The organism is Shimia sp. CNT1-13L.2 (assembly GCF_024331145.1).
In the GTDB taxonomy this organism is placed as follows: Bacteria; Pseudomonadota; Alphaproteobacteria; order Rhodobacterales; family Rhodobacteraceae; genus Shimia.
The window spans coordinates 1-26,431 of sequence record NZ_JANDJO010000012.1; the positions used below are offsets into that span (position 1 = coordinate 1).

The window sequence follows — 26,431 nt, forward strand, 5'->3', positions numbered from 1 at the left end:
GAGCTTTCTTTGCGGTTTCCCCCTTCGAATGCCAGATGGGAGACAGGCAATCACGGATATCGAGTTGATTGATCTCGGCGACTGGGATGTGTCCCAGTCTAGGCAGGACATGAAGCTCCAGAGGGCTGAACCATCTACCGGCTTTTCCATCCCCTTTTAGTTCCGCTTGCCGGGCCTGAAAGGCGTCCTTTGCTACATCTCGAAACAGGTGCAGGTTGCGCTGGGCTTCGAGCCGTCGTTTCTGACGCTCTCGAATAGGATCCAGTCCGTTTCGCAGTTCGAGTCTTGCGGCCTCGGCTCTGGTGCGAGCTTCTGACAAGGAAACATCGGGCCACCGCCCAAGGCCCATCTCACGGCGTTTGCCGTGCACGGTTACTCTCAGGAACCATTTGCCGTTCTTGGCGTCAGATTTTGCCAGCCACAGCCCCGCACCGTCACAGTATTTGCCAGCATCCAGCGCTGCCGCGGTTCGTGCATTCAGTCGATTGGTTGCCAATAAAGCAGCCTCACTAGTCCACCCCTCAGTCCACCTTTTGCTATAGTATTGATTGAGGCATGTCGAGACTGCATGATCCTCACTGGTGTGAAAAAGATCAATAACTTCAATTGTCTTGGTAGAGATTGAGGTAAGGCGAGTTTGAAAGATATGGGGCTTCAGGGCCGTGTGGGGGCACCATTTTTACCTGCCCGTAATAGGTTTTGTTGCTGTCGATCATCGAGATCGAGCGAGATGTAAGTTCGGCATGGGGATAGAGCATCTTGAACACGTGCTGTTGGACGCGCTGGTGAGCGCTTTCGACGCGGGAGACTTTGGCATTTTGGCCCCCTTTACGCCATTCCTACAGGCACTTGATTGGGGCGCATGTCGTCAGGGCGCGACATCAGGATTTCGGTCAGGTCGGCCTTCATCGAGGCGTAGTCAGGGTCATCATATACATTGCGAAGCTCGTGTGGATCGATCTCCAGATCATACATCTCACCGGCACCTGACTGCAGGTCCACAGTGAGTTTGGCAGTCTTGCTGCGCACTGTACGCAGGGATAATCCGACGCCCACGCGACCAGGGAGCAGTTCCCATTCACTCAACGCGGCGTCGCGTGTACCGTCCCCCGAGATGACGTCGCGCATGGACTGGCCATGAATATCCATCAGGCTGTCCGCCCCGGCCCAATCCATAAATGTTGCGCCCAGATCAAGGGTCGAAAGCGGTTCATGGCTGACCTTGCCGGCGGGTACATCTGGGCCCTTCACGATGGCGCGGACATTCAAGAGCCCCTCAAACGGCATTGGCCCTTTCAGAACCAAGCCGTGATCGCCCAGCCAGTCGCCGTGGTCGGCGGTGTAAACGATGTAGGTGTTGTCCGCCAAACCTTGGGTTTCCAGCTCTGCTATAATGCGGCCGACCGAGTGGTCAATCAGGGACAGCTGCCCATATGTATTTGCGATGACCTCGCGCAATTGTTCGTCCGGTATTTCCGGGTATCGAGAGTAGCTGGTCCTTACTTCGGCGCCAGCACCCTCGATCTTGGTTTCGACAGCGGCCTGGTGCCACCACGGACGCCCTTCGAAATCGCGTCTGCGGTGCTCGGGTAGATCGACATCTTCGGGACGATGCAACGATGCCCAGGGTTCGGGGCAGTCAAACGGGTGATGCGGATCGGGGAATGAGACCCACATGCAAAACGGCTCTTCGTGCTCCTGCTTGAGGAAGTCTATTGCCCTGTCGGCGATCCAGGTCGAGTTGTGATAGGCCACCGGCAATTTCGACGACCAGACCTGCGGCGCATCCTTGTGCCCGTGGTGGCTTTCCCAGAGTAGCTTGTTCTTCTGATCTCCCCGACCATCTGCGTAATACCATTCTTCATAGGCCAACCCGGCAGGAGGTTTCTCGGGGAGCCACCAGTTGTGGCCAATGTGGACGAGCTCGGCATGATCGAACCCCATGTAAGGCCCGCGCCACCCTTCTGGCACCTTGGCCGATCCGGGAATGGACTCGACCGTGTTGCTATCACCAAAGGTGTGATAGGTCGCGAAATGCGCCTTGCCGATCTTTGCAGTGTGATAGCCCGCCGCAGAAAGTGAAGCCGCAAAGCCCTTTTCACCCAATTCGGGATCCAGATCGATACCGTTGTCGTGAACGCCATGGGTGCGCGGCAAGAGGCCCGTTAGGATGGAGGCCCGGGCAGGCTGGCACACCACACAAGGCGTCACGACCGTTTCCAAGCTGGTACCTTCGGCGGCAAGCATGTCCAGATGCGGCGTGTAGACATTGCGCCCGCGAAACCCATAGCAATCTCCGCGCTGTTGGTCGGACGTGATGAACAGAATATTCGGGCGTGTCATGTCTTGTCTGCCTTTGGTTTGCGGAGAGATAGAAAAATCACGGTGAAGGCACATAGGATGAATGTGGCAGCGATCGGGCTCTTGAGAAGGAACCACGGATCACCACCGGTTGCGGAAAACGCCTGTCTGGCAGTGTCTTCGATACGTCCGCCGAGGACGAACCCAATGACGAACGGGAGCGGAGAGATTCCGAAGCGCATCATGAAATAGCCAAGGATACCAAACCCGAAGGCAAACCAGATCGCGCTCATCGAGGTTTCCTGAACATAGAGGGACGCAAGCGTCAGCAGCAGGACTACGGGCAAGAGATACTGTTTCGGGACACGGATAAGGGCTCCCATCGACCGCATGAACACCCCGCCAACTGTCCAGTTCAGGAGATTGGCCAGGATCATCGTCGTGAAAAGCCCGAAGGCAATCACGAGTTCAGGGTTCAGGTCGGATGAAAACTTGAAGACCGCAGGTCCCGGATTGAATCCGCCGATGGATTCTGCGGCGAGTATCAGGAAGACTGCGGCCGTATTGCCGGGAATGCCAAGCGACAAGACCGGAATAAGGTTAGCGCCGGATACAGAGGAGTTAGCGGCTTCGGTTGCGGCGATGCCTTCGGGCGCCCCCTGTCCAAATTCAGGGTCCTGCGGCCTTTTCTTCTTGGCGTGAATGCGTTTGCCCGCGGCGTATCCGATTGTTGCGGCAAGCGTTGACCCGACCCCGGGAAGTGCCCCGATGGTGGTACCGATAACGGCTGATCTACCAATGTACGGGAAGATGCGTCGGATATCGGACCAGTGAAGGCGCTGGTCCCCTTCGTCCCGGGCGGCCTTGATCGCGCCTGTTCGACGGCTCTGGCTCCACAGGCTTTCCAACTCGCCAAAGATTGCACCGATCACGAGCACGCCAATTACGGCTGCGGTGATTGGTATCCCGTCGGACAAGGCTTTGCTGCCAAAACTGAGGCGCGGATAAAAGTCTTCTCCGGTTCCAATATAGACAGCCAGCAAGCCAAGTCCGCAGCTGAGCAGGCCCTTTGCGGCGGATCCGCCGACAACCGCAGCGATAAAGCTGAGAGACAGTATCAAAAGGGCCGTCTTTTCGGGGAGGTCCAGATAGGCTTCGACCAGAATTGCAAGGAATGGCGCACAGACAATCAGAACGATGTCAGAGAACGTGTCCCCCGCGACAGATGAGAAATGTGAAACCTTGAGCGCCTTTCGAGCTTTCCCCGCTTGCGCCATCGGATAACCGTCCAGCGTTGTCATATAGGCGTCGGGCGTGCCGGGCGTGTTGAACAGGATCGCGGGAACTGCACCACCGACTGTGGATCCTTTCATGACGCCAATCAGAAACCCCATCACGGGCAGGAGCGCGTCCGAATTGAAGCCAAAGATAGAGATGAGGATGGGCAGGGAAATCGCCATCGCGATCACCCCGCCCAAACCGGGCGTGGCCCCGACAATGATGCCCAGCACCAGACCGAACGCGACCATCATCACGGTGATCGAGATTGAAACACCTAGCAGAGAGAATGCCTCGGGCCCCTGAAAAACCGCAAGTATGCCGAGCCAGATGTATTCGATGGTGCCCAAATCAGTCATCAGACATCCCCATTTGGTGGTAGCAACACGTCGTCAAATGGCAGGTCATACATGGCGATGATCGCGACCACCGCCACAAGTGCGATCCACAATGCACGCCAGGTTACGCGCTGTTCGACAAACGAAACGATGCAGAAAATCATCGTGCCGCCTCCCAGGACAAAACCGATGTATTTCCAGGGAGCCGTATCGCGCAGAAGCCTGTACTCACCGTCCCCGAACATGCTTGCCGCGATGGGGCCCGCCCATCTCATCAGAAGAATGCCCACGATACCAATTGTCGAAATCGTCCCGATAAAGGCCAGATTGTAGCGTGTCGGGCGATAGTCAGACGCCTGGCGTTCGAACAGGAGCATTAAACCCGCAATCAGGATGAAACCCGCGGCCAGCGTCGGTGCAAGACTGTCACCGGCGATATAGCGCCCGCGTTTGCGCTCAACCAACCAGGTCTCGGTGTCGAGTGGTATCCAGATAAAGGCAAGGATCAAAGCGAATGCAATGCATCCCACACCCAGTGCCGTGCTGGCAGAGAGTTTACGCATGTCTGTCTCGCTTGCTGGTAGAAGCTCGCGGGCGGCGGCAACCGCCGCCCTGATTGCCAGTGCGCCGTTTTATTCGGCTGCGGCTGCAATGAGAGCGCCCGAGGAGTCAAAGTCCTGCTGAAGCGCGGCATCCAGCGCATCTCCCGAGATAACAACGGGGCCGCCAAAGCCTTTGGTGATAAACGCGTTGGCCTTGCCACCTTCGGTGTTCACAACTTTTGCGATTGCAGCAGCAATGGCATCACGCGCAGCAGGGTCCATGTTCGGCGGACCAGCAAACAGGAAAGCTGTTTCATTGACATAGTCGACGCCAAATTCTGACAGCATTGGCGCATCTGGTGAGTTCTTGAGCGGTTCACTGCGTGCGGATGCCAGTTCAACCATATCGCCTGCAGCAACCGCCTTGGCCTGGATGCCGGCACCAAAGCCGATGTCCATGTCACCTGCATTCAGGCCGTTCATGACCGCCTTGCCGCCTTTCACGGAGATGATGTTAAAATCAACGCCGTTTTCTTTGCCGGTGATATACGCAAGGTCGCCCAGCATACCCGTCATCACGCCAAAGCGGATATCCTCTCCGGCTTTCGCAGCCTCAATAACGTCGCCAAAGGTTTTCCATCCCTTGGAGGCCAATGCAACGATTGCCATCTGCGTGCCGGCCGTAGTGGTGATCGCGGTCACATCGGTGGGCTTGCCTGCTTTGGCCGAGGCCATGTTGTATCCGAGTGTTTCGGTTACGATCATTCCGATAACCGTACCGTCTGCTGCGCCATCCTTGAGCGCATTCACGGCGTTCAGACCGCCTTTGCCAGTGACTTGCTCGGGGATGATCTTCCATCCGTGAGTCGCCTCTAGTTCTTCAGCGATCAGGCGGGCCTGTGTGTCTGCCCCTCCGCCAGCGGCGAAAGCGATGATCATTTTGATGGGGCCGGGCGGGGTCCAGTCTGCAGCAATGGCAGCGGTGGATGTGCTTAGTGCCGTTGCTGCCACGGCCGCGAGTTTGAGTAACTTCTTCATGCTTTCCTCCCTGAAGCGCAAATTGGTTGACGCCTGTTTTCGATCAATAAGGTGGAAAAGTCAACAATCAAGTTGACATTTCCACCAAGTGGACAATAAAACCCTTTAGAAGAGGAGGCGAAAGAATGACTAATTCGCGAGACAGTGCGATCGATTTGGGTTTGCTTCTGCCCTTTCAGATCTCCCAACTTAACTCTGCGCTCAACGCGCAAGCGAAGGTGATCATCTCTCGTTATGGCGACCTGAATCTCGCACAGTGGCGGATTGTTCGGGTGATTGCCCTGGGGATCGAAAACACGACGACACCCGTGCGCAAAGCCACAGGTATCGACAAGAGTCAGTTCAGCAAGATGCTGAGCGTGTTGGAAAAAAAAGGCTATGTCGTGCTGCATCCCTTTGAGAGTGACAAGCGTCAGCATGTTATCGAGCTGACCCAGAAAGCACGCGACGCGCATGAACGGCTTGGCCCGGTGCTGGATGCACGGCAGCAGCACCTCATTGCCACGCTTAGCGAAGAAGAACTGGCCGTGATTTACAAGGCAATCCGGGTCATGGCGGATGCCGCTACAAAGACGGACTTCGCCGATCCCAAACCCATCCGGAAAGAAGAGTAAGCCATGAAAAAAACGCCCAACCTTCTCGTCATACTTTCGGATCAACACCAGGCTCGTGCCATGTCCTGTGCGGATCATGCGGTGGTGCAGACACCGCATCTGGATGAACTGGCGGCACGAGGCACGCGCTTTACAAACGCTTATACGCCGTCTCCGATTTGTGTTCCTGCCCGCGCGGCATTTGCAACAGGTCGCCAAGTGCACGACATTCGAAATTGGGACAACGCGATGCCCTACAAGGGAACGCCGCGCGGCTGGGGGCATGCCTTGCAGGACAAGGGTATTCGCGTCGAATCCATCGGCAAGCTTCACTACCGAACGGCAGAAGACGATAGTGGCTTTGATGTGCAGCACATCCCGATGCATGTCGCGGATGGCGTTGGTATGGTCTGGGGGTCGATCCGCCGCGAGGACGAACGCGTCTATAACAAGCACGTGCGGATGATGGGCGACAGGATCGGACCCGGCGAAAGCAGCTACACGAAATACGATCGCAGCGTCACGGACATGACCTGTGACTGGTTGTCGAAGGCCCAAGACAGCGCCGCGCCCTGGTGCCTCTATGTCGGGCTTGTCGCGCCGCACCACCCGCTGATCTCGCCTCAGGAGTTCTTTGACCTCTATCCATTGGACAAGCTTCCACCAGACAAGCTGCGGCTCAAGGATGGCTATATACGTCACCCCTGGCTGGACAAGATGGCGGATGCGATGGTCGGAGAGGATGGATGGAAGGATGAGGAAGAGAGACGCGTCGCAATCGCCTCTTACTATGGCCTGACCAGCTACATGGACCATAATGTTGGCCGGATCGTCGCTGCGCTGAAAGACAGCGGACAGTTCGACAATACAACGATCATCTATTCCAGCGATCACGGCGAAAACCTTGGCGTTCGCGACCTGTGGGGCAAGATGAACATGTATGAGGAATCCGCCGCGATCCCGTTGATTGTTGCACCTGCGCCCGATCTGGGTGTCGATCCCCGACCAACCAGTCACACGACAACAAGCCTGTTGGACATCTCGGAGACAATCATCGACCACTTTGATGCCGAGCTTCCGGGAGAGAGGCCCGGGAAATCGCTCTACGACATTGCCGCGTCAGAAGACGACACCGATCGTGCCGTGTTCAGCGAATACCACGCGATCGGCGCGGTGTCTGGCGAGTTCATGCTGCGTAAGGGCGATCTGAAACTGATCGAATATGTCGGCTTTGAGCCTGAGCTGTTCAATCTGGCCGAGGACCCCGAGGAGCTGATCAACCAGGCGCAGAATCCGGCTTATGCGGGCGAGCTTGCCCGAATGCAGGCAGAGCTTCGCAAGATTTGCGATCCGGACGCTGTCAACACGGAAGCCTTCGAAGATCAGGACGCAATGATTGAATCCTATGGCGGCAAAGAGGCTGCGTCGAAACTGGGTGCGCCATCCGCAACGCCACCGCCCGCCACCTGAGCGGCTTCTGGGAAAAATCAAAACGAGGATCTGCCATGACGCAGGATACTATTTCTTTGGCTTTGTCTGAACTGCGCGACCTTCTGGGGGACCGTTTGTCCACGGGCCAATCAGTGTGCGAAATCCATGGTCGTGACGAGGCCTATTCGGAACCAGCATTACCTGATGCTGTAGTCTTCCCTGAAAGCACGCAGGAAGTTTCGGCGATCATGAAGATATGCTCGGCACATAAAGTACCCGTTGTTCCCTTTGGCATCGGGACTTCCTTGGAGGGGCATGTGATCCCGATCCATGGCGGCATCAGTGTTGACACAAACCGGATGAACAAAGTTCTGGAAGTTCACGAGAGCGATCTGGACGCGGTTGTGCAACCGGGCGTCACACGCACACAACTGAACGACGAACTTCGTGCAACGGGACTAATGTTCACGGTCGATCCGGGCGCGGACGCCACGCTGGGCGGCATGGCCTCGACCCGCGCGTCAGGGACCAATACCGTTCGTTATGGCACCATGCGTGAAAACGTTTTGTCACTCGAGGTCGTTTTGCCGGATGGCAGGGTTGTCAACACGGGGTCGCGCGCCCGTAAATCCTCGGCCGGATATGACCTGACCCACCTTTTTGTTGGGGCCGAGGGGACCTTGGGCATCATCACCGAATTGACAGTGCGACTGTTCGGGAGGCCGGATACCGAGCTTTCGGCCACCTGTGCGTTTGAAACCATTGATGATGCTGTGAACACGGTGATCATGGCCATTCAAATGGGACTGCCCATGGCCAGGATCGAGCTTTTGGATGACGTGCAGATGAGGGGCATGAACATCTTCAACCCCGACCTGAACCTGCCCGAAAAACCGCATCTGTTTCTCGAGTTTCACGGATCCGAAGCGGGTGTCAAAGAACAGGTTGAGCTGTTTGAAAGCGTGGCAGAAGAATTTGGAGTCTCGGGTTTTGACTGGGCCACGAAGCTGGAAGATCGTGAGCGGCTTTGGCAGGCACGTCACAATGCCTATTACGCGGGCAAGTCGCTTCGAAAAGGCTGCGAGGGCGTCGTCACGGATTGCTGCGTTCCGATATCGGCTCTGGCCGATTGTATCGCGCGCACCAAGGAATTGATCGCCGAGTCCAACCTGATCGCTCCGATCGTGGGGCATGTTGGCGACGGTAACTATCATCTTCTTATCCTGATTGATCCAGAAAATGCCGACGAAATGGCGCGGGCCAAGCAACTGGCGTCCGATGTAAACCGGACAGCGTTGTCCTTTGGGGGCACGGTGACGGGCGAACACGGCGTCGGAACCGGCAAGAAGAAATACATGGCGGAGGAACACGGAACGGCCTACCTGCTTATGGCGCAGTTGAAGCAGTCTATTGATCCGCTGAACATCATGAACCCGGGAAAGCTGGTTTCGGTTAACTGACCGGAAACACCGCGTGCTCCGCCAAATAGAACCGTCATCCGCATGAAAGACCTCAAGTCCAGAACCTTGCAATTGACACTGGTTCTTGTGCCAGCGTTGGCCGGGGCTTTTGCGGCGCTTGCGATGGGGTGGCCAATTCCCTTCCTTCTTGGAAGCCTTGTGGCAACAGCGATCCTTGCGCTGACATTCGCCGCGCGCACGGGCTATCCGGTGTTCTTTCCCAAAACCCTACGCGAGGTATTCATTGCCGTGATTGGCACGATGATTGGCGCGACCTTCACGCCTGACGTGCTGTCCATGGCGCCGACACTTGCCGTTACCCTGTGTGCGATGGTGGGTTTTGTCGTTCTGGCGCAGGCGTCGAACTATGTCATTTTTCATCATCTGGGTGGCTATGACCGGCCAACCTCGTTCTATGCAGCCATGCCGGGTGGGCTGATCGAAGCAGTGGAAATGGGGACGAAAGCGGGCGGAGATGTCGAAACACTGAGCATCCAGCATTTCGTGCGTATCGTGCTGGTGATCCTGATTGTTCCACTGCTTTTCCTGGTGGTGACCGGAGAAGCCGTGGGGAGTGCAGCGAGTCAGGCACTTGAAAGGGGGCCATCTGACTGGAACGATTGGCTGATGGTGGCGGCAATTGCCCCCGCTGGCCTTTGGATCGGCAAAGCCTCACGATTGCCGGCGGCCCCTTTGCTTGGGCCGTTGGTACTGACGGCAATTCTGCAATCATCGGGTGGTATCGATCTGGACGGGCCTCCGGCACTTCTCAACCTTGCCCAGCTAATCGTCGGCGCAAGCCTTGGCGCACAGTTTGCCAAGACAACCCCACGAAGACTGGTGTCCGCCGTCGCTCTTGGTTTTGTATCGGTCATGGTGACGCTTGCCATAGCATCGGCGTTTTCATTGATGCTGGGACAGTTCCTTTCAATGTCTTTCCAGACATTGCTGATCAGTTTTGCGCCTGGCGGGGTCACCGAGATGAGCCTTGTTGCGCTCAGCCTCGGGGTCAGTCCGGTTCTTGTCTCGACCCATCATCTCTTTCGCATTTTGTTCACCGTGGGCCTGGCCGGTTTGCTGTTCAAGCGGTTTGGAAATAGCCGGCCAGAACCCTAGGTCCAGCCAGACATGTAGGTGCAAGAAACAGGAGCCGTGGGCTCATTAACAATTGCGACGAAAGGAATGACGCACTGACGATTGTGTCTGCGCCGTGTCGATGGTTGGTTTCAACAAACAAATTGGAAATATGTTCGGAACAGTTTTAAGTTCGTCAAAATGACAAAGGAAATATCGCATCAATAAGTTTGACCCCAAGACGCTCTCAGCAGCTCATCAAGACGTGGTCGAAACCACCCGTCGATGGCTTGAACAAATGGTAGTAGGCCTAAATCTATGTCCATTTTCGTCGAGCGTCATAGCCCGAAACCAAGTCCACTACGCTGTCTGTGATGGCACTGCCGACGCAGAACTACAGCAATTCTATCTGACTGAATTGCAACGCCTGCTTGAGACGAACGAAAACGATTTGGCCACGAGCTTGCTCATGTTTACCCAAAGTCTTGAAGACTTCGGAGATTTCCTCGACGTACTCGACTGGTTTCAGCAGTTGTTGGAGCAAGCTGAACTAACAGCAGATGTGCAATTGGCGTCATTTCATCCTCAATATCAATTTGAGGGTGTGCCCGCGGACGATCTTGGCCACTATACCAATCGCTCGCCCTTTCCAACCATACATCTTCTGCGTCAAGATCAGATGAGCAAAGTTCTCGCTCATGTTTCGGATCCCGAGAAGATCTATTTGGACAATATAGAAACACTGAAGAAGCTTGGTCGCCGCCAGGTCGAAGCTCTCTGCCCCTGGGGTACATAGAAACGGCTTGCGTTGCCTTGTAGCCGCTTCTGCCGTCAGTTTTTCTGGTTCAAAGGCGGCTTGAGCGAAGCGAGGGCTTTTTTTCAGTTTTGGGAAAGGTCGCGTGACATCCATCAGGTCCCATGAAATGCGGCAGGATGAAAGGAAGCGTAAGCCTTAGATAAGTTGAATCGCGGCATTCGATTTCGATGACCATATTAGCCTGCCTGCTGCCGCCATCAGACGTGTGATCAACCCTTTAGGGCAGGGATCACGTTGTGGCGTTGTCGTATGGCTGTTGAAGGCCGTAAGTGCGTAGTCCATGTCCTGCCATTGCAAGTATGGCAGGGGTTCACGAAGCTGTGTCTTTGGGTTTGGAGCGTGTCTTCTGTATTGTGGCCCTACAACGTTGATGGATCACCATGTTTGTATGCCTGGTGTTCGATCTTTCGACCTGAATGACCCGAATGGAGCGTTTGTCATGACCACAGATCGGATTACGCGCCGCAGGTTTGTGACCACGGGGATCGCCGCAGTTTCGGGCGTCGTGTCCGGCATCGCGGTGCCTGCGCGGGCGTCGGGGCTCAGGCCGACGCGCTCGATGCGGGGAGGCGCCAATAACTACATGGCTGGCGCGCCAATCGTTGACCGGATCGGCGGTGGAGGGTTCTGGATGTCGGGGACCGTGCGACGCGCGGGCGACGGTATGCCTCTTGCGGGTCAGCGCATCCAGATCTGGGCGCATACGACGGAGGGGTATGAACGCGACTGGCACAGTCACGGGGCGACGCTTACCGATGCGAATGGGGTGTTCCGGCTGGAGATGCCGCAGATCGTTCCGGCCTTTGGTCAGCCGCATGGGCACCTTGCCTATGACAGTGGTGACTTCAAAACGGTTTTCCTGCGCCCGGTCATGTCGAGTTCGAAAGATACCAGTCTGGAAGCCCATTTCGTTCTGGAACCTGCCTGAACGGGGCGACTGGAACATATGCGCGACCGAGTGAACAGCTGGCTGATCTGGTTTTTGTTGATCGCGGTGATGACGGTTCCGATGGCGGCAGCAGCGGCAAGCCCGTTGTTGGCGTGGCGAAGTGCTGTCTATATCCTCGCCGGATTTGCCGGGATTTTCGCGATGGTGCTGATGCTGGTGCAGCCGATGCTGGCCACGAACCAATTGCCGGGCTTCGCGGGCGCGCGCGGAAGGCGCGTGCATCGCTGGATCGGATTTGGGGTAATCATCGCTGTCGCCGTCCATGTGATCGCGCTCTGGATAACCAGCCCGCCTGATGTCGTTGATGCCTTGCTCTTCAGGTCTCCTACGCCGTTCTCTGCCTGGGGCGTGATCGGCATGTGGGCTTTGTTTCTGACCGGAGCGGTGGCTGCCGTTCGCCGCAGGGCCCGACTATCGCCGCGGACGTGGAGGCGCATTCACCTGCCTTTGACGACAGGTGTCGTGTGCGTCAGCATCGTTCACGCGATGTTGATCGAGGGGGCAATGGAGATCGTCACGAAATCGGCGCTTTGCCTGTTTGTTCTGGTGGCAACTGCCAAGGCCCTGAAAGACCTGCGTGCGTGGACCATTTGGCGTTGATTGGGCGGATCAAGCTGATTTTCTGGTATTCAGGCGTTACAGGTCAGCAGTTGCTTCGGAGACCGCCTTGCTTTCTCTGGCTATTGTCACCGAAGCAAACACCGGCTCGCTGAACGTGGGGCAGGATGGGGTTTGGTCCGGTGAACCGTTGCTGTGTTAAGGTGAAGATTGAAATACGAAATGCGCTGCGGCATTGTGCGGCGCATGGACTTTCTGGACTTCGGACATAACCAATGGCTGGTGGCGATCTCTTTTGTCGTCGCCTTGGTTGCGGGCGCGACGGGATTGTCCCTGACGCGGGACCTGTCCGAAAAGTCGCTCTCGCAGCGCAGGCTGGCTGTTGCGCTTGGCGCCATTGCGTTGGGTGGCGGGATCTGGTCGATGCATTTTGTTGCGATGCTGGGGCTGAAGCTGCCGATCCTGTTTTACTATGACGCCGCGATCACGCTGGCTTCGGCGCTTATCGCGATCCTCATGGTTGCCCTGGCGCTTGTGCTTTTGCATTTCACCGAGCGTTCCAGAGAGATCATCATTGCGGCCGGCGCGATTGTCGGCTCTGGCATTCTGGCGATGCATTATGTCGGCATGGCCGGCATGCAGCTGTGCAAACCCGTCTATACCCTGCCGGGGGTTCTCGGGTCGTCGGTTCTGGCAATCGTTTTGTGCATTCTGGCCATCGGCATTGCCTATAACGAGCGGTCTAACAGGACCATTGTGATCGGGACCGTGTGTTTCGGTGTCGCCGTCTTTTCGGTGCATTTTCTGGCCATGGCGGGCACTAATTTTGTGGCTCTGGACAACATCCGCGAGTTTGGCCCGGTCATCAGCAACGAAGTCATGGCAGTTGGGGTGATCCTGTCGAGCTTTGTTATCTTCGGTGCGTTCCTTTGGGTTGGAACAACCTATCTGGTGCCTGCGAATGTCCCGACGACGGAGGCGGAGGGTTCCGAAAACGCGGCCGTGCCGGAACAGCCAGCCGCTACCCTGCGCATCCCCTGTGAACGGGACGGCGGCAAGGTCTTTGTTGCTGCGCCGGACGTGGTGTTTGTGCGGGCTGACGGTCACTATACTCAGGTCTATACCCTCACCGAGAAATACTTCTGCGTCTGGCCGATTACCGAAGCCGTGAAGCGGCTCGAGCCGACCGGCTTTTTGCGTGTTCATCGCAGCTATATCGTGAATCCCCGGCGTGTCGTCGGGTTCGAACGGACCAAGGACAAGGGCCAGTGCACCTTTGGTGAGGCCGATCTTCCCCCTGTGCCGGTCAGCCGGTCGAACCTGAAAGCCGCGCTGACCGCCTTTGGCTAGCATTTCGCGCTAGCTCTCCGCGCAACTCGTGCAGCCTCAGGCGCATTTCGTGCAAAATGTACGAAAACAAAGTGTTTTTTCGGGCCATAGACCACGCGTCGCGCCAGCCTTCCTGGAAGCCAGAACAATTGCTGAAGGGAGGAGAGGCAATGATTCCAGCTGCCTTTGAATACTATCGTCCAAAGGATTTGGAGGGCGCACTGTCCGTTCTTGAAGAACATGGAGACGACGCACGTGTGCTTGCAGGCGGTCACAGCCTGATCCCCATGATGAAACTGCGCATGGCCGAGGTGCCGCACCTGATCGACCTTCAGGATGTTGACGGGCTGAGCGGGATTTCCATCGAGGGAAACACCATTCGCATCGGTGCGATGACAACGCAGCATGACATCATCAATGATGTGCAGTTGGCATCGGCCGCGCCGATCATGCGCGAGGCATCGTTGCAGATCGCAGACCCGCAGGTGCGTTACATGGGCACCGTTGGTGGCAACGTCGCCAATGGCGATCCGGGAAACGACATGCCCGGCCTGATGCAATGCCTGGATGCGACCTTTACCCTGGTTGGTCCCGAGGGCGAGCGCGAGGTTGCGGCCCGCGACTTCTATGAAGCAGCCTATATGACGGATCGGGAAGATGATGAAATCCTGACCGCTGTATCATTTGAAGCCCCGTCAGGCGGCTACGCCTACGAAAAGCAAAAGCGCAAGATTGGCGACTATGCGACGGCGGCGGCTGCGGTGCTGCTCACCAAGGAGGGGGGCACGTGCACGGCCGCGTCCATTGCCATGACCAACCTCAGCGATACGCCGGTTCACTCGGACGCGGCAGGTGCGGCCCTTGTAGGGACGTCGCTGGATGATGCGGCCGTCAAGGCAGCGGTGGATGCCATGCTGGGCGATATCGACCCGACGCAGGACAACCGCGGCCCCATCGAATTCAAACGTCATGCAGCGGCGGTCATCCTGCGCCGCGCGATCGAAAACGCCTGGGCCAGGGCCTGAGGAGAGAGATCATGTCAAACAAGAAACACATCACGTTGACCGTAAATGGCGAGGAGCAGGAATTCCTGGCCGAACCTCGTGAACTGCTTATCCACACGCTGCGCGAACGGCTGCGCAAGACTGGCCCGCACATCGGGTGCGAAACTTCGCACTGCGGTGCCTGTACCGTGACGATGAACGGCAAGTCTGTGAAATCCTGTACCGTCTTCGTGGCACAGGCGGATGGCGCCGAGATCACCACCATCGAGGGGCTTGGCAATCCAGACAGCCTTCACGTGCTGCAGGAAGCCTTTAAGGAACATCACGGCTTGCAGTGCGGCTTTTGCACGCCGGGGATGATCACCCGTGCCTCCAAGCTGCTCGAGGAAAACCCGAACCCGACCGAGGAAGAGGTACGCTTTGGCATGGCGGGCAATCTTTGCCGCTGCACCGGATACCAGAACATCGTCAAATCCATCCTCGCCGCCGCGGCCGAGATGAACTCTGCAAAGGAGGCGGCACAATGAACAAGGAACTGACCCGCGAAGAACGCGCAGATGCGCTGGGTGGTATGGGCTGTAAACGCAAGCGCGTTGAGGATGCCCGTTTTACCCAAGGCAAGGGCAACTATGTCGATGACATCAAACTGCCGGGAATGCTGCATGGCGATTTCGTGCGCTCGCCCTATGCCCACGCAAGGATCGTGTCGATCAATGCCGAGGCGGCGCTGGCTCTGGATGGTGTGATCGCCGTTCTGACCGCCGAAGACCTCGCGCCGCTTGGCCTGCACTGGATGCCAACGCTTGCTGGCGACAAGCAGATGGTGCTGGCAGATGGCAAGGTTCTGTTCCAGGGGCAGGAGGTGGCCTTTGTGGTCGCCAAGGACCGCTATATCGCGGCCGATGCTGTTGAGCTGGTCGAGGTGGAATACGAAGAACTGCCGGTTCTGACCGATCCCCATGCGGCGCTGGAGTCCGATGTGGTTCTGCGCGAAGACCTGATGGGCGAAGGTGGCAGCATTCCGGATGGTGCCCACGGCCCCCGCAAACACCCCAACCACATTTTCACCTGGGAAGTTGGCGAGAAAGACGCGACCGAGCAAGTGATGGGTGAGGCCGACGTGGTGGCCGAAGAGATGGTCTATTACCACCGGACGCACCCATGTCCGCTGGAAACCTGCGGCTGTGTGGCTTCGATGGACAAGGTCAACGGCAAGCTGACCCTGCATGGCACATTTCAGGCACCGCACGCGATCCGCACCGTCGTCAGCCTGATTTCCGGGATCGAAGAGCACAACATCCGCGTGATTTCGCCCGACATTGGAGGTGGCTTCGGCAACAAGGTTGGGGCCTATCCCGGCTATGTCTGTTCGGTTGTGGCCTCGATTGTCACCGGCGTTCCGGTGAAATGGGTCGAGGACCGGATGGAAAACCTGATGACCACGGCCTTTGCCCGCGACTACTGGATGCGGGGCAAGATCAGCGCCACGAAGGAAGGCAAGATCACCGGCCTGTGGTGTCATACCACGGCGGACCATGGTGGCTTTGACGCCTGCGCCGACCCGACCAAGTTTCCGGCGGGGTTCATGAACATCTGCACAGGGTCCTATGACATCCCGACCGCCTACCTGGCCGTGGATGGTGTCTATACCAACAAGGCGCCGGGCGGGGTCAGCTATCGCTGTTCGTTCCGCGTGACCGAAGCGGCCTATTTCATCGAACGCATGATCGAGGTTCTGGCGATCGAATTGAACATGGACGCAGCCGAGCTGCGCCGGATCAATTTCATCAAGAAGGAACAGTTCCCCTATCAGTCTGCACTGGGCTGGGAGTATGACTCGGGCGATTACCACACCGCGTGGGACAAGGCGTTGAAAGCCGTCGACTACGAAGGTCTGCGCGCTGAACAAGCGCAGCGGGTCGAGGATTTCAAGGCGGGCAAGACCCGCAAGCTTATGGGCATTGGCCTGACGCATTTCACCGAAATCGTCGGCGCGGGTCCGGTCAAGAACTGTGACATTCTTGGTCTGGGCATGTTCGACAGCTGCGAAATCCGCATCCACCCGACCGGCTCTGCAATTGCGCGCCTCGGCACGATCTCTCAGGGTCAGGGTCACGCGACGACCTTTGCGCAGATCCTTGCGACCGAGATCGGCCTTCCCGCAGACTCGATCACCATCGAGGAAGGGGACACCGACACCGCGCCTTACGGTCTCGGCACCTACGGTTCGCGGTCTACCCCGGTCGCCGGGGCGGCAACGGCCATGGCGGGGCGCAAGATCCGCGCCAAGGCGCAGATGATTGCGGCCTACCTGCTGGAGGTGCACGACGACGATGTCGAATTCGATGTCGACCGTTTCGTGGTCAAGGGCGCGCCTGAAAAGTTCAAGACGATGAAGGAAATCGCCTTCGCCGCCTACAATCAGGCCATCCCGGGGATCGAGCCGGGTCTGGAGGCGGTCAGCTACTATGACCCGCCCAACATGACTTATCCCTTCGGAGCTTATGTCTGTGTGATGGACATCGACGTGGACACAGGCGTCACCGACATCCGCCGTTTCTATGCGCTGGATGACTGCGGCACCCGCATCAACCCGATGATCATCGAGGGGCAGGTTCATGGTGGCCTGACCGAGGCGCTGGCTGTCGCTCTGGGGCAGGAGATTGCCTATGACGAGATGGGCAACGTCAAGACCGGTACACTGATGGACTTTTTCCTGCCGACGGCCTGGGAAGTTCCCAACTACGAGACCGATCACACCGTGACACCCAGCCCGCACCACCCGATCGGGGCCAAGGGCGTCGGCGAAAGCCCCCATGTGGGCGGTGTGCCGTGTTTCTCGAACGCGGTGAACGACGCCTTCCGCGCCTTTGGTCTGCGCCATACGCATATGCCGCATGACCACTGGCGGATCTGGAAGACTGCGAACGAGCTGGGCCTTCACGGCTAAGCTCCCTGCGCGCGCAGCCATGGGGATCGCTGCGCGCGCCACTCAACCCATTCGAGGCGCTCATGTCCTGGACCACCCTTCAATCCGCGCTCGCGGAACAGAACTACGTCGCATCAGAGGATCTTGCGGTCTCGCTGCATCTGGCATTGTCGCTGCAGCGCCCCTTGCTTCTTGAAGGGGCAGCGGGTGTTGGCAAGACCGAAGTGGCCCGCGTGTTGGCGGCTGCGCAAGATACGCGATTGATCCGCCTGCAATGCTACGAAGGGCTGGACGCCGCGCAGGCGATCTACGAATGGAACTATCAACGGCAGCTGCTCGCGATCCGCGCCGCTTCCGAAGCGGGCGAGACCGGCAAGGCGGTCGAGGATCGGATTTTCTCGCGAGAGTATTTGCTGGAACGCCCTTTGCTGGCGGCGATCACGCAGGATGTCTCTCCGGTGCTGCTGATTGACGAGATTGATCGGGCGGACGAGGAGTTCGAAGCCTTCCTGCTTGAAATCCTCGCCGACTATCAGATCACGGTGCCGGAGCTTGGCACCATCACGGCGACCACCGTGCCGACCGTGATCCTGACATCGAATGGCACACGGGATTTATCAGACGCTTTGAGACGGCGCTGTCTTTTCGCCTATGTCGACTATCCCGACCGGACAACCGAACTCGCGATCCTGAAAACACGCTGCGCGGGGATCGAGACCCACCTGGCCGAGCAGGTGATCGGGTTCGTGCAGACGCTGCGCAAAGAGGAATTGGAGAAAGTGCCCGGTATCGCAGAAACTCTGGATTTTGCCGCGGCCCTTATGGGGTTGGGCATTGGTGATCTGACCGAGAATCCCGCAGCCCTTAAAGCCACGCTCACAACACTTTTGAAAACCCAAAGCGATCGCGCCCATATCACCTCGGACGTAGCACAACGCATTGCGGGGAAAGCCGCATGAGCCGTGTGACCCGCTTTGCAGGCCGCGATCCCGGCGCGACGGCGCGTATGGCGGGCTTTCTTGCTCACCTGCGAGAGAATGGCCTGCGCCTTGGGGTGCAGGAAACCGAAACGGCCTTGTCGGCACTGACCCATGTCGAGGCTGCCGATCCTGCCGAGGCACGCCGCGCGCTGAAGGCGGTGTGCACCGGCTGCAAAGACGAGGCGCAGCGGTTCGATACTCTGTTCGACAGTTTCTGGATGGATGCCGGCCGCGTGCGGACCAAGGTGATGCCCAAGGCGACACCGCCTGCAAAGGGGGACGACAGTGTGCATTCCTCGCGCGATGCCAAGGGAGAAGACGCCGGCGGAGCAGGAAGCGCCACGACGCCGGACGGCGGGACGGGAGAAGCGGACGGTGACGGGGAAGGAAAGCTGATCGCGACCGAGGTGCGCAATCTGTCGCGGCGAGATCTGCGTGATCTGGTGCGCCCCGAAGAGATCGCGCAAGCCGAAGACATTGCCCGCCGTCTTGGCAACGCGCTGCGTGACCGCCGCTCGCGCCGCCGCATTGCGGCCCGCAAAGGCGACCGGCTGCATTTTCGCAAAACCATCCGGCGCAGCCTCGCAACCGGCGGCGAGCCCATCCGGCTTATCAAGCGCAAACGCCCCGATCGCAGCCGCAAGATCGTCGCGCTTTGCGATGTGTCGGGCTCCATGAGTGTCTATGCGCAGGTGTTCCTCGCTTTTCTTGCGGGGCTGATGCGCGGCGATCCCACCGCGGACGCCTATCTGTTTCACACGCGCCTTGTGCGGATCACCGAGGCCCTGCGCGACAAGGATGCGATGCGTGCCATCGGACGCATGTCGCTAATGGCGGATGGCTTTGGTGGCGGGTCCAAAATCGGCGAGAGCCTGGAGCGGTTCGCAGGCACCTACGCGCGCCGTTTCGTTGATGGCCGCTCGGTCGTGATGATCCTGTCGGACGGCTATGACACCTCGTCGCCCGAACATATTGATGCGGCGCTGGCCAAGCTGCGCAAACGCGGCTGCGCCATCATCTGGCTCAATCCGCTCAAAGGCTGGCGCGACTATGCCCCCGTCGCCGCAGGTATGGCCGCCGCCTTGCCGCATCTGGACCGCTTTGTCGCGGCCAACACGTTGGCGGATCTCGCCGCGCTGGAGAAGGAGCTGGTAACGCTATGACCCCTGCAGAACTGTTTTCACCCGATCTGGCAGAAACCGCCCAAGCCCTGCGCGCCAAGGAGCAACCCTTTGCCTTTGCAACGATCGTGCGCACCGCCGGAACCACCGCGGCAAAACCCGGCGCAAAGGCGATCATTGGTGCCGATGGCACGATCCTGCACGGGTTTCTTGGCGGCGGCTGCACCCGTGGCGCGGTGAGACGTGCCACCCTTGAGGCTCTGGAAACCGGCACCCCAAGGCTTGTGTCTGTCGCGCCAGAGGACTTCCTGAACGATATCGGTGTCAGCGCCGGGGCCATCGTGGAGGGCGTGCTTTATGCGCGCAACGGGTGCCCCTCTCGTGGCACCATCGACATCTTTATCGAACCCTGTCTGCCCATGCCGGCGTTGACGGTGCTTGGGAATTCGCCCGTCGCCGAGGCTCTGGCGCAGATCGCGCCGCAGTTCCACTGGTCGATCTCGCGTGCAGTCGATGGCGCGGCCGTGTCTGGCAAGATGAGTGCGGTTGTCGTGGCGACCCAAGGGCAGGGCGATCTCGATGCCTTGCGCGACGCGCTTTCCCAGGACGCGAAATACGTCGCCTTTGTCGGTAGCAAGAAGAAATTCGCGGCCCTTTCGAGGAAGCTCTCTGAGGCGGGGGTGTCCGAGGCCGCGCTTGCGACCGTTTCGGCTCCGGCCGGGTTGGACATTGGTGCCGTTACGCCCGAGGAAATCGCACTCTCGATTTTGGCGGAACTGATCACCGTGCGCCGAACCTCCATCGAAAGGAGCCAGAATGCGTAAGTTTTTCAAAGCCTTCACACGTGTCTTCAAACCCTCGCCAGAACAGGCCGAGGTGCTTGCCACGATCAAATACCCCTGTTGCTGACCAAAGAAAGGAACCGCCATGGAACTGGCTGACGAAATCATCATCGATGCCCCGCGCGACGTGGTCTATGCCGCCTTGAACGACCCTGAGATCCTCAAACGCTGTATTCCCGGTTGCGAAGAGCTGATCAAGAAATCCGACACCGAACTCGAGGCCAAAGTTGTTCTCAAGGTTGGCCCCGTGAAAGCGAAATTCACCGGAGATGTGGTGCTTAATACCGAGGGGGCGCCAGAGGCGTTTTCGCTGGAGGGGCAGGGCAATGGTGGCGCGGCTGGCCATGCCAAGGGCGGGGCCGACGTGACCCTGACCGAAGATGGTGCGCAGACCATCCTGCGGTATGAGGCCAAGGCCGTAATCGGCGGCAAGCTGGCGCAGCTTGGAAGCCGGCTGATCCAAAGCACGGCCAAGAAGCTGGCCGCAAAGTTCTTCAAGGCCTTTGCGGATGTCATGGCGGAAGAATCCGTTGCCTGATCCGCACGTCTATACGGAGCACGCGGTTGACGTGTTGGGGCACGCCGTTGACTTGCTTGATGCAGGTCGGCGGTGTGTTCTGATCACGTCAATCGATATCAAGGGCGGTGCCGCGCGCGAAGTCGGGTCGCTGGCCGTGGTCTGCGAAAGCGGCAGCATGATCGGCTATATGTCGAATGGCTGTATCGACCGGGACATCCGTCTGCAGGCGCTTGCCCTGCTTGAAAGCGACGATCCGGCCAAGACGCTCCGATACGGTGAAGGATCGCCGTTCTTTGATCTCAAGCTCCCGTGCGGGGGCTCTCTGGAGTTGCTGTTGGATGCGCGACCAGACCCGGAAGCTTTGCACGACGCCCACTCGGCGCTGTTGGAGAGGAGCGCGACGCGCATGGATTTCGCACTGCCCGGAGGAAACGGCCTTGCGAGTTTCCTGTATTCGCCAAAATCGAGGCTTGCGATTGCGGGCAGGGGGGCGGTGTTTCGCGCCACGGTGCAGGTTGCCGAGGCTGCAGGCTTTGAAACTCTTGCGTATTCGCCAGACGAAGCCGATCTTGAGGCCGTGAGGCATGTCTCGTCTTTGGATCCGGCTTTCATTTCCAATCCGCTGGCCCAGCTGGCATTACCCTTGGACAGCTTTTCGGGGTTTTTGACATTGTTCCACGACCATGACTGGGAACCGGAATTGTTAAAGGCGGCGCTGATGACCGATGCACGTTTCATCGGGTGTCTTGGCAGCAGGAAAACTCATCAAATGCGCCTTGCTAACCTTCAGGCAGATGGCGTCGACACGCAGTCCCTGAGCCGTCTGAAGGGGCCGATCGGCCTTGTGCCCTCGCTTCGCAACGCCCCCTCCATTGCGGTGTCGGCGCTGGCGCAGGTCATTGAGGCGTTTCCGTCAAGCATTTACTGCACAAGCGGGGAGCGGCAGGGACGGGCGGCTTAGCCCTGGCAATTTCACAGTTGGAGTTCCTCGGACTTGAGCCGCTTGTTTAGGGAGATTGATCGGCAAACTCACTTGGCCCCCGGCTACCTGAATTGTTTGGCGGAATTGCTCCATTGAATGGCACCTTTGTCCCGCGTTTCGGATGTTCGTTCAAAGTGAAGTGAAGGTCTGGTTTCGTGTTGCTGTATCACGGTGCGGGGAGCGACGACGGCTGGCGGCAATGGGCCGTCTTATGCCCTTCCAAAAGTGAATGTGAGGAGCGGTAGTTGTTTGCAAAAACGATTTTTTCCAGTGTGGCCTTTTGCTTTGGAACCTCCAAACACAGACTTGGAACCCCGACCGGCCCCTAGATCCGGCGAAGCGCTATGGCATGATGGTTTGCGAATTCGTGGATCCTGCACCGGCGGAATTAGCCGTGCATTTGTTCGGCCTGTGCCGCCGTAACCGCGATCATGTGGAGGACATCTTCTGAGGAGCATCCCCGGGAAAGATCGTTGGCGGGTTTGTCGAGGCCCTGCAGGATCGGGCCAATGGCATGGGCCCCGCCGACCCGTTGGGCGATCTTGTAGGCGATGTTGCCACTTTCCAGGTTTGGAAAGACAAAGATGTTGGCGTCTCCCTTCAATGGGGAATCTTCGGCCTTGGACGCGGCAACGATCGGATCAAAGGCGGCGTCAAACTGTAGTTCACCATCGATCAGAAGGCTTGGGTTTTCCGTCTTTGCGAGTTCGGTTGCAGTTACCACTTTCGAGACCTTGTCGTGCTCTGCGCTGCCGTGGGTAGAGAACGAGAGCATTGCAACCCGGGGCGTTTCCCTTGTGAGCGCCGCGAAGGATTTGGCGGATGCCACGGCAATCTGCGCCATTTCTTCCGGGTTCGGATCCACGACGAGACCGCTGTCGGCAAAGATATATGCCCCTTTCTTTGCGTGATGCTCGGCGCAGAACAGCATCAGAAAGAAGCTGGACACCAGTTTGGCGCCTTCGCGTGGTCCGATCACCTGGATGGCCGTGCGGACGATTTCCGCGGTTGTTTCCACGGCACCTCCCACGGTTCCGTCTGCATACCCTTTCCTGACCAGAAGCGCCGCGAATAAGTGTGGTTTGGCGACAGCCCGAAGCGCCTTTTCCAGCGTGACGCCCTTGTGCTTTCGCAGGCCATAGTACAAGAGCGCAAGTTCGTCCCGGAGGGGAGATGTTGCGGGATCGTGTATCTCTATGCTCGCATCAGGCTCTATTTTCAGCATAGAGAACTGCAAGCGCACCGCGAGCTCTTCGCCTATGAGAATGATGCGTGCGATGCCTTGCCTGTGGGCTTCGATGGCTGCTGCCACGACACGCGCGTCTGTTCCTTCGCTCAGCACGATTTTCTTTTGCGACCGGGCCGCGTTGCGCAGCAGCAGTTCCAGCGGTTTCATTCTCGAAATCCTTTTCAGTGTCCGAACAGCAGCACGCCCAGCAGAACGAACAGGGCGATAAACAGGGTTTCCGCGACAATCAGAGCGATTGCCTGACCGCCGACGTCGAGGATGCGCTTCAGAGAGGTTTTCATTCCAACGGCGGCGATCGAGATGAGAAGCGCCCAGCGGCTTATCGAGGACATTGCATCCACGAGGAAGCCGGGGATCAGGTGAAGCGAGTTGAGCGTGGCGAAGATCAGAAAGCCGACGACAAAGGTTGGCAAGATGGGTGGTCGCTTGCCTTTCTCGACACCATTTTCGGCATATCGCCGTACAGCGATTGAGATGATCAATACGACGGGTGCCAACATGGCAACCCGGATCAGTTTCACCATGGTCGCCACCTCGCCGGTCTGGTCCGATACCGAGAAACCTGCGCCGACAACCTGGGCAACGTCATGGATGGTGCCACCAAGGAAAACACCTGATACTTCATCGTTGAAGGAGAACATCTCGGTCAGGATAGGGTAGGCGATCATTGCGATGGTCGACAGAACCGTGACCGACAGAACGGTGAAGATCAGGTTACGCTCGGATTGTTCATTCTTGGGCAGGACGGCTGCGATTGCCATTGCGGCTGAGGCGCCACAGATTGCAACGGAGCCACCGGTCAACAGGCCGAAACGCCAGCCGCGTCCCAGCAGGTGCGCACCAAGCAAACCAAAGAGGATCGTCAGGACAACACCCAAGACAACCACCGCGATGAGCTGTGGACCAAGGCCGATCATCAGCTCGACGCTGATCCGTGCTCCAAGCAATGCAACGCCAATCCGAAGGACGGTTCTGGCGGTGAAATCAACACCTTCCTTACAGCTAGCCGCGTCCTCTTCGACCAGAAAATGAAAGGCAATTCCCAGAAGCAGCGCCATGAGCATCGCCGGTGCGCCATAGTGTTCGGACAAGAATTGCGCGGTGACGGCAACCATGACCGACACCAATAAGCCGCGCCAAATGCGCCGAGCCCACAGACGGGTGTCCGACAAGGAGAGTTTCGACTGAAGAACAGCGCGCATCCGACAAGACCTTTCGAAAACAAGGAAGCGCCCCCTTTTGAGAGGAGGGAAAAGGGGGCGCGAGGAAAGCCGGGGCGTGGATCGTGTCGCCCCGGCCGAGGAAATGGTCAGGCTTGGACAGGCCTGCGCATGTCTGCCGCATCAATACCGGCAACGCTGACGGGTTTTTTCATCGCATCGCGGCGGAAAGGTTCGCCCAGTTCCTGATTGAGCAACACTTCGATGAAGGTGGTTTTTCCCTCTTTCATCTGGCGATTGACCGCCTTGTTCAACTCGTCGGTCAGCTCTTCCATCGAGGAAACGGCAACACCGTCCACGCCGCAGGCGCGTGCAATACCGGCATAGGACACTTCGGTGCTGAGTTCGGTGCCGACAAAGTTGTCGTCGAACCACAGGGTCGTGTTGCGCTTTTCCGCGCCCCATTGGTAGTTGCGGAAGATCACCATGGTGATGGCGGGCCAGTCATCGCGGTTGACCGAGACCATCTCGTTCATCGAAATGCCGAAGGCGCCGTCTCCGGCGAAACCGACCACTGGTGTCTCGGGGCAGGCAATCTTGGCTCCACAAATTGAGGGAAAACCATAGCCACAGGGGCCGAACAGACCCGGAGCGAGATATTTGCGCCCTTGTTCGAAGGACGGGTAGGCATTGCCGATGGCGCAGTTGTTGCCGATGTCAGAGGAAATGATCGCATCCTTGGGGAGCGCCGATTGGATGGCGCGCCACGCCATGCGCGGAGACATTTTCTCGGGTTCACGGCCGCGGGCACGTTCGTTCCACGTCGTGCCGGGATCGTCGTCTTCGTGATCCATCGACGTCAGCTCCTGGGCCCAGGCCGATTTGGTGGTGGCAATCGTTTCTTTTCGCTGCGCACGACCTGCATCGCCGGCGGTGTCGGAGAGTTGTTCCAGGATACCCTGTGCAACCTGCTTGGCGTCGCCCACGATGCCCACGGACACCGGTTTGGTCAGGCCAATGCGGTCAGGGTTGATGTCGACCTGGATGATCTTTGCATCCTTGGGCCAGTAGTCGATGCCATAGCCCGGCAGGGTCGAAAACGGGTTCAGGCGGGTGCCGAGCGCGAGAACAACATCGGCTTTGGAGATAAGCTCCATGCCCGCTTTGGAGCCGTTGTAGCCCAGCGGTCCTGCAAAAAGCGGGTGGTTGCCCGGAAACGCGTCATTGTGCTGGTAGCCAACGCAAACGGGCGCGTCGAGGCGCTCGGCCAGCGCCATCGAGTCACCGATGGCATCGCCGAGGACGACACCTGCACCGTTCAGGATGACGGGGAACTTGGCGTCGGACAGCAGTGCAGCGGCTTCGGCCACGGCTTTCTTGCCACCTGAAGGACGTTCAAAATCCACGACGGCAGGCAGGTCGATATCAATGACTTGGGTCCAGTAGTCACGCGGGATGTTGATTTGCGCAGGGGCGCTTGCGCGCTTGGCCTGCAGGATCACCCGGTTCAGGACTTCGGCCATGCGGCTTGGATCACGCACTTCCTCTTGGTAGGCGACCATGTCCTCGAGCAGGGCCATCTGTTCAACTTCCTGGAAGCCGCCTTGGCCCATCGTTTTGTTTGCCGCCTGAGGGGTAACGATCAGAAGCGGAGTGTGGTTCCAGTAGGCGGTCTTGATCGGGGTTACGAGGCTTGTGATGCCCGGGCCGTTCTGGGCGACCATCATCGACATGTTGCCGGACGCACGGGTAAACCCGTCGGCCATCATGCCGGCGTTGCATTCGTGGGCGCAGTCGAAAAACTTGATCCCAGCCGCCGGGAACAAATCGGAAATGGGCATCATGGCCGAGCCGATGATCCCGAAGGCATGGTCGATCCCATGCATCTGCAGGACTTTTACAAAGGCTTCTTCGGTTGTCATTTTCATAGTCACGT

The 26,431-nt window shown here is 58.2% G+C and carries 24 protein-coding genes; 16 read left to right on the top strand and 8 right to left on the bottom strand.

What is annotated here, in order from left to right:
- The 5 genes from NNA36_RS17950 to NNA36_RS17970 all read right to left on the bottom strand — a co-directional run.
- On the bottom strand, window positions 1-496 hold a 496-nt coding region (locus NNA36_RS17950; RefSeq protein WP_255109615.1), incomplete at its 3' end, for an integrase arm-type DNA-binding domain-containing protein.
- Between the two features lie 332 nt (window positions 497-828).
- Window positions 829-2,343, bottom strand: coding sequence for a sulfatase-like hydrolase/transferase (locus tag NNA36_RS17955; protein WP_255109618.1), 1,515 nt, complete (start codon window positions 2,341-2,343; stop codon window positions 829-831).
- Window positions 2,340-3,938 (bottom strand): tripartite tricarboxylate transporter permease, encoded by a 1,599-nt coding sequence (locus NNA36_RS17960; protein WP_255109622.1) that lies wholly within the window; start codon window positions 3,936-3,938, stop codon window positions 2,340-2,342. Before NNA36_RS17960 ends, NNA36_RS17955 begins: the two co-directional genes overlap by 4 nt.
- Window positions 3,938-4,480 (bottom strand): hypothetical protein, encoded by a 543-nt coding sequence (locus tag NNA36_RS17965; protein WP_255109626.1) that lies wholly within the window; start codon window positions 4,478-4,480, stop codon window positions 3,938-3,940. The genes NNA36_RS17960 and NNA36_RS17965 overlap by 1 nt, the downstream gene beginning before the upstream one ends.
- Window positions 4,481-4,549: 69 nt before the next feature.
- Window positions 4,550-5,497, bottom strand: a complete 948-nt coding sequence (locus tag NNA36_RS17970; protein ID WP_255109628.1) for a tripartite tricarboxylate transporter substrate binding protein — start codon at window positions 5,495-5,497, stop codon at window positions 4,550-4,552.
- 125 nt (window positions 5,498-5,622) lie between these two features.
- On the opposite strand from NNA36_RS17970, the gene NNA36_RS17975 reads away from it, so the two are divergent.
- The 16 genes from NNA36_RS17975 (at window position 5,623) to NNA36_RS18050 (ending at window position 22,065) form a co-directional block, all read left to right on the top strand.
- Window positions 5,623-6,111 carry a MarR family winged helix-turn-helix transcriptional regulator gene (locus NNA36_RS17975; RefSeq protein ID WP_255109632.1) on the top strand — a complete coding sequence of 163 codons (489 nt, stop codon included), beginning with the start codon at window positions 5,623-5,625 and terminating at the stop codon, window positions 6,109-6,111.
- Between the two features lie 3 nt (window positions 6,112-6,114).
- Entirely contained in the window at window positions 6,115-7,560 is a 1,446-nt protein-coding gene (locus NNA36_RS17980; protein WP_255109635.1) for a sulfatase-like hydrolase/transferase, read from the top strand.
- A 35-nt stretch (window positions 7,561-7,595) separates the two neighbouring features.
- Window positions 7,596-8,981, top strand: a complete 1,386-nt coding sequence (locus tag NNA36_RS17985) for an FAD-binding oxidoreductase (protein ID WP_255109638.1) — start codon at window positions 7,596-7,598, stop codon at window positions 8,979-8,981.
- 42 nt (window positions 8,982-9,023) lie between these two features.
- Window positions 9,024-10,097, top strand: coding sequence for an AbrB family transcriptional regulator (locus tag NNA36_RS17990; protein ID WP_255109640.1), 1,074 nt, complete (start codon window positions 9,024-9,026; stop codon window positions 10,095-10,097).
- A 223-nt stretch (window positions 10,098-10,320) separates the two neighbouring features.
- A complete protein-coding gene (locus tag NNA36_RS17995; RefSeq protein WP_255109643.1) occupies window positions 10,321-10,851 on the top strand; it encodes a DUF1415 domain-containing protein in 531 nt (176 codons plus the stop codon).
- Window positions 10,852-11,311: 460 nt separating this feature from the next.
- On the top strand, window positions 11,312-11,800 hold the full coding sequence (locus NNA36_RS18000) for a twin-arginine translocation pathway signal (protein WP_255109646.1): 489 nt from the start codon (window positions 11,312-11,314) through the stop codon (window positions 11,798-11,800).
- Window positions 11,801-11,830: 30 nt separating this feature from the next.
- Window positions 11,831-12,421 carry a ferric reductase-like transmembrane domain-containing protein gene (locus NNA36_RS18005; protein WP_255109648.1) on the top strand — a complete coding sequence of 197 codons (591 nt, stop codon included), beginning with the start codon at window positions 11,831-11,833 and terminating at the stop codon, window positions 12,419-12,421.
- Window positions 12,422-12,625: 204 nt separating this feature from the next.
- Entirely contained in the window at window positions 12,626-13,729 is a 1,104-nt protein-coding gene (locus NNA36_RS18010; protein ID WP_255109650.1) for an MHYT domain-containing protein, read from the top strand.
- Window positions 13,730-13,878: 149 nt separating this feature from the next.
- The gene (locus NNA36_RS18015) at window positions 13,879-14,733 is read left to right on the top strand and encodes a xanthine dehydrogenase family protein subunit M (protein ID WP_255109652.1); all 855 of its coding nucleotides are present in this window, start codon (window positions 13,879-13,881) and stop codon (window positions 14,731-14,733) included.
- A gap of 11 nt (window positions 14,734-14,744) precedes the next feature.
- On the top strand, window positions 14,745-15,239 hold the full coding sequence (locus tag NNA36_RS18020; RefSeq protein WP_255109654.1) for a (2Fe-2S)-binding protein: 495 nt from the start codon (window positions 14,745-14,747) through the stop codon (window positions 15,237-15,239).
- A complete protein-coding gene (locus tag NNA36_RS18025) occupies window positions 15,236-17,662 on the top strand; it encodes an aerobic carbon-monoxide dehydrogenase large subunit (protein ID WP_255109655.1) in 2,427 nt (808 codons plus the stop codon). The genes NNA36_RS18020 and NNA36_RS18025 overlap by 4 nt, the downstream gene beginning before the upstream one ends.
- Window positions 17,663-17,724: 62 nt before the next feature.
- Window positions 17,725-18,600, top strand: a complete 876-nt coding sequence (locus NNA36_RS18030) for a MoxR family ATPase (RefSeq protein WP_255109657.1) — start codon at window positions 17,725-17,727, stop codon at window positions 18,598-18,600.
- On the top strand, window positions 18,597-19,784 hold the full coding sequence (locus NNA36_RS18035; protein ID WP_255109659.1) for a VWA domain-containing protein: 1,188 nt from the start codon (window positions 18,597-18,599) through the stop codon (window positions 19,782-19,784). The genes NNA36_RS18030 and NNA36_RS18035 overlap by 4 nt, the downstream gene beginning before the upstream one ends.
- Complete coding sequence (locus tag NNA36_RS18040) at window positions 19,781-20,566, top strand: XdhC family protein (RefSeq protein ID WP_255109661.1); 786 nt, start codon at window positions 19,781-19,783, stop codon at window positions 20,564-20,566. The genes NNA36_RS18035 and NNA36_RS18040 overlap by 4 nt, the downstream gene beginning before the upstream one ends.
- Window positions 20,567-20,669: 103 nt before the next feature.
- Window positions 20,670-21,122, top strand: a complete 453-nt coding sequence (locus NNA36_RS18045) for a CoxG family protein (protein ID WP_255109663.1) — start codon at window positions 20,670-20,672, stop codon at window positions 21,120-21,122.
- Complete coding sequence (locus NNA36_RS18050) at window positions 21,115-22,065, top strand: XdhC family protein (protein ID WP_255109665.1); 951 nt, start codon at window positions 21,115-21,117, stop codon at window positions 22,063-22,065. The genes NNA36_RS18045 and NNA36_RS18050 overlap by 8 nt, the downstream gene beginning before the upstream one ends.
- Window positions 22,066-22,474: 409 nt before the next feature.
- Here NNA36_RS18050 and pta read toward each other — a convergent pair whose 3' ends face one another.
- From pta to xsc, 3 genes are all read right to left on the bottom strand, one after another.
- Complete coding sequence (pta, locus tag NNA36_RS18055) at window positions 22,475-23,482, bottom strand: phosphate acetyltransferase (protein WP_255109667.1); 1,008 nt, start codon at window positions 23,480-23,482, stop codon at window positions 22,475-22,477.
- A 14-nt stretch (window positions 23,483-23,496) separates the two neighbouring features.
- Window positions 23,497-24,537 (bottom strand): YeiH family protein, encoded by a 1,041-nt coding sequence (locus NNA36_RS18060; protein WP_255109669.1) that lies wholly within the window; start codon window positions 24,535-24,537, stop codon window positions 23,497-23,499.
- A gap of 107 nt (window positions 24,538-24,644) precedes the next feature.
- Window positions 24,645-26,423, bottom strand: coding sequence for a sulfoacetaldehyde acetyltransferase (gene xsc, locus NNA36_RS18065; RefSeq protein ID WP_255109671.1), 1,779 nt, complete (start codon window positions 26,421-26,423; stop codon window positions 24,645-24,647).
- Window positions 26,424-26,431 lie beyond the last annotated feature (8 nt).

Coding starts and splice junctions, on each gene's coding strand:
- NNA36_RS18060 (WP_255109669.1), bottom strand. CDS start 24,537: ATGCGCGCTGTTCTTCAGTCGAAACTCTCCTTGTCGGACACCCGTCTG.
- xsc (WP_255109671.1), bottom strand. CDS start 26,423: ATGAAAATGACAACCGAAGAAGCCTTTGTAAAAGTCCTGCAGATGCAT.
- NNA36_RS17960 (WP_255109622.1), bottom strand. CDS start 3,938: ATGACTGATTTGGGCACCATCGAATACATCTGGCTCGGCATACTTGCG.
- NNA36_RS18015 (WP_255109652.1), top strand. CDS start 13,879: ATGATTCCAGCTGCCTTTGAATACTATCGTCCAAAGGATTTGGAGGGC.
- NNA36_RS17965 (WP_255109626.1), bottom strand. CDS start 4,480: ATGCGTAAACTCTCTGCCAGCACGGCACTGGGTGTGGGATGCATTGCA.
- NNA36_RS18045 (WP_255109663.1), top strand. CDS start 20,670: ATGGAACTGGCTGACGAAATCATCATCGATGCCCCGCGCGACGTGGTC.
- NNA36_RS18010 (WP_255109650.1), top strand. CDS start 12,626: ATGGACTTTCTGGACTTCGGACATAACCAATGGCTGGTGGCGATCTCT.
- NNA36_RS17985 (WP_255109638.1), top strand. CDS start 7,596: ATGACGCAGGATACTATTTCTTTGGCTTTGTCTGAACTGCGCGACCTT.
- NNA36_RS17970 (WP_255109628.1), bottom strand. CDS start 5,497: ATGAAGAAGTTACTCAAACTCGCGGCCGTGGCAGCAACGGCACTAAGC.
- NNA36_RS18035 (WP_255109659.1), top strand. CDS start 18,597: ATGAGCCGTGTGACCCGCTTTGCAGGCCGCGATCCCGGCGCGACGGCG.
- NNA36_RS17980 (WP_255109635.1), top strand. CDS start 6,115: ATGAAAAAAACGCCCAACCTTCTCGTCATACTTTCGGATCAACACCAG.
- NNA36_RS18020 (WP_255109654.1), top strand. CDS start 14,745: ATGTCAAACAAGAAACACATCACGTTGACCGTAAATGGCGAGGAGCAG.
- NNA36_RS18040 (WP_255109661.1), top strand. CDS start 19,781: ATGACCCCTGCAGAACTGTTTTCACCCGATCTGGCAGAAACCGCCCAA.
- NNA36_RS18000 (WP_255109646.1), top strand. CDS start 11,312: ATGACCACAGATCGGATTACGCGCCGCAGGTTTGTGACCACGGGGATC.
- NNA36_RS17955 (WP_255109618.1), bottom strand. CDS start 2,343: ATGACACGCCCGAATATTCTGTTCATCACGTCCGACCAACAGCGCGGA.
- NNA36_RS17990 (WP_255109640.1), top strand. CDS start 9,024: ATGAAAGACCTCAAGTCCAGAACCTTGCAATTGACACTGGTTCTTGTG.
- NNA36_RS18030 (WP_255109657.1), top strand. CDS start 17,725: ATGTCCTGGACCACCCTTCAATCCGCGCTCGCGGAACAGAACTACGTC.
- NNA36_RS18025 (WP_255109655.1), top strand. CDS start 15,236: ATGAACAAGGAACTGACCCGCGAAGAACGCGCAGATGCGCTGGGTGGT.
- NNA36_RS17975 (WP_255109632.1), top strand. CDS start 5,623: ATGACTAATTCGCGAGACAGTGCGATCGATTTGGGTTTGCTTCTGCCC.
- pta (WP_255109667.1), bottom strand. CDS start 23,482: ATGAAACCGCTGGAACTGCTGCTGCGCAACGCGGCCCGGTCGCAAAAG.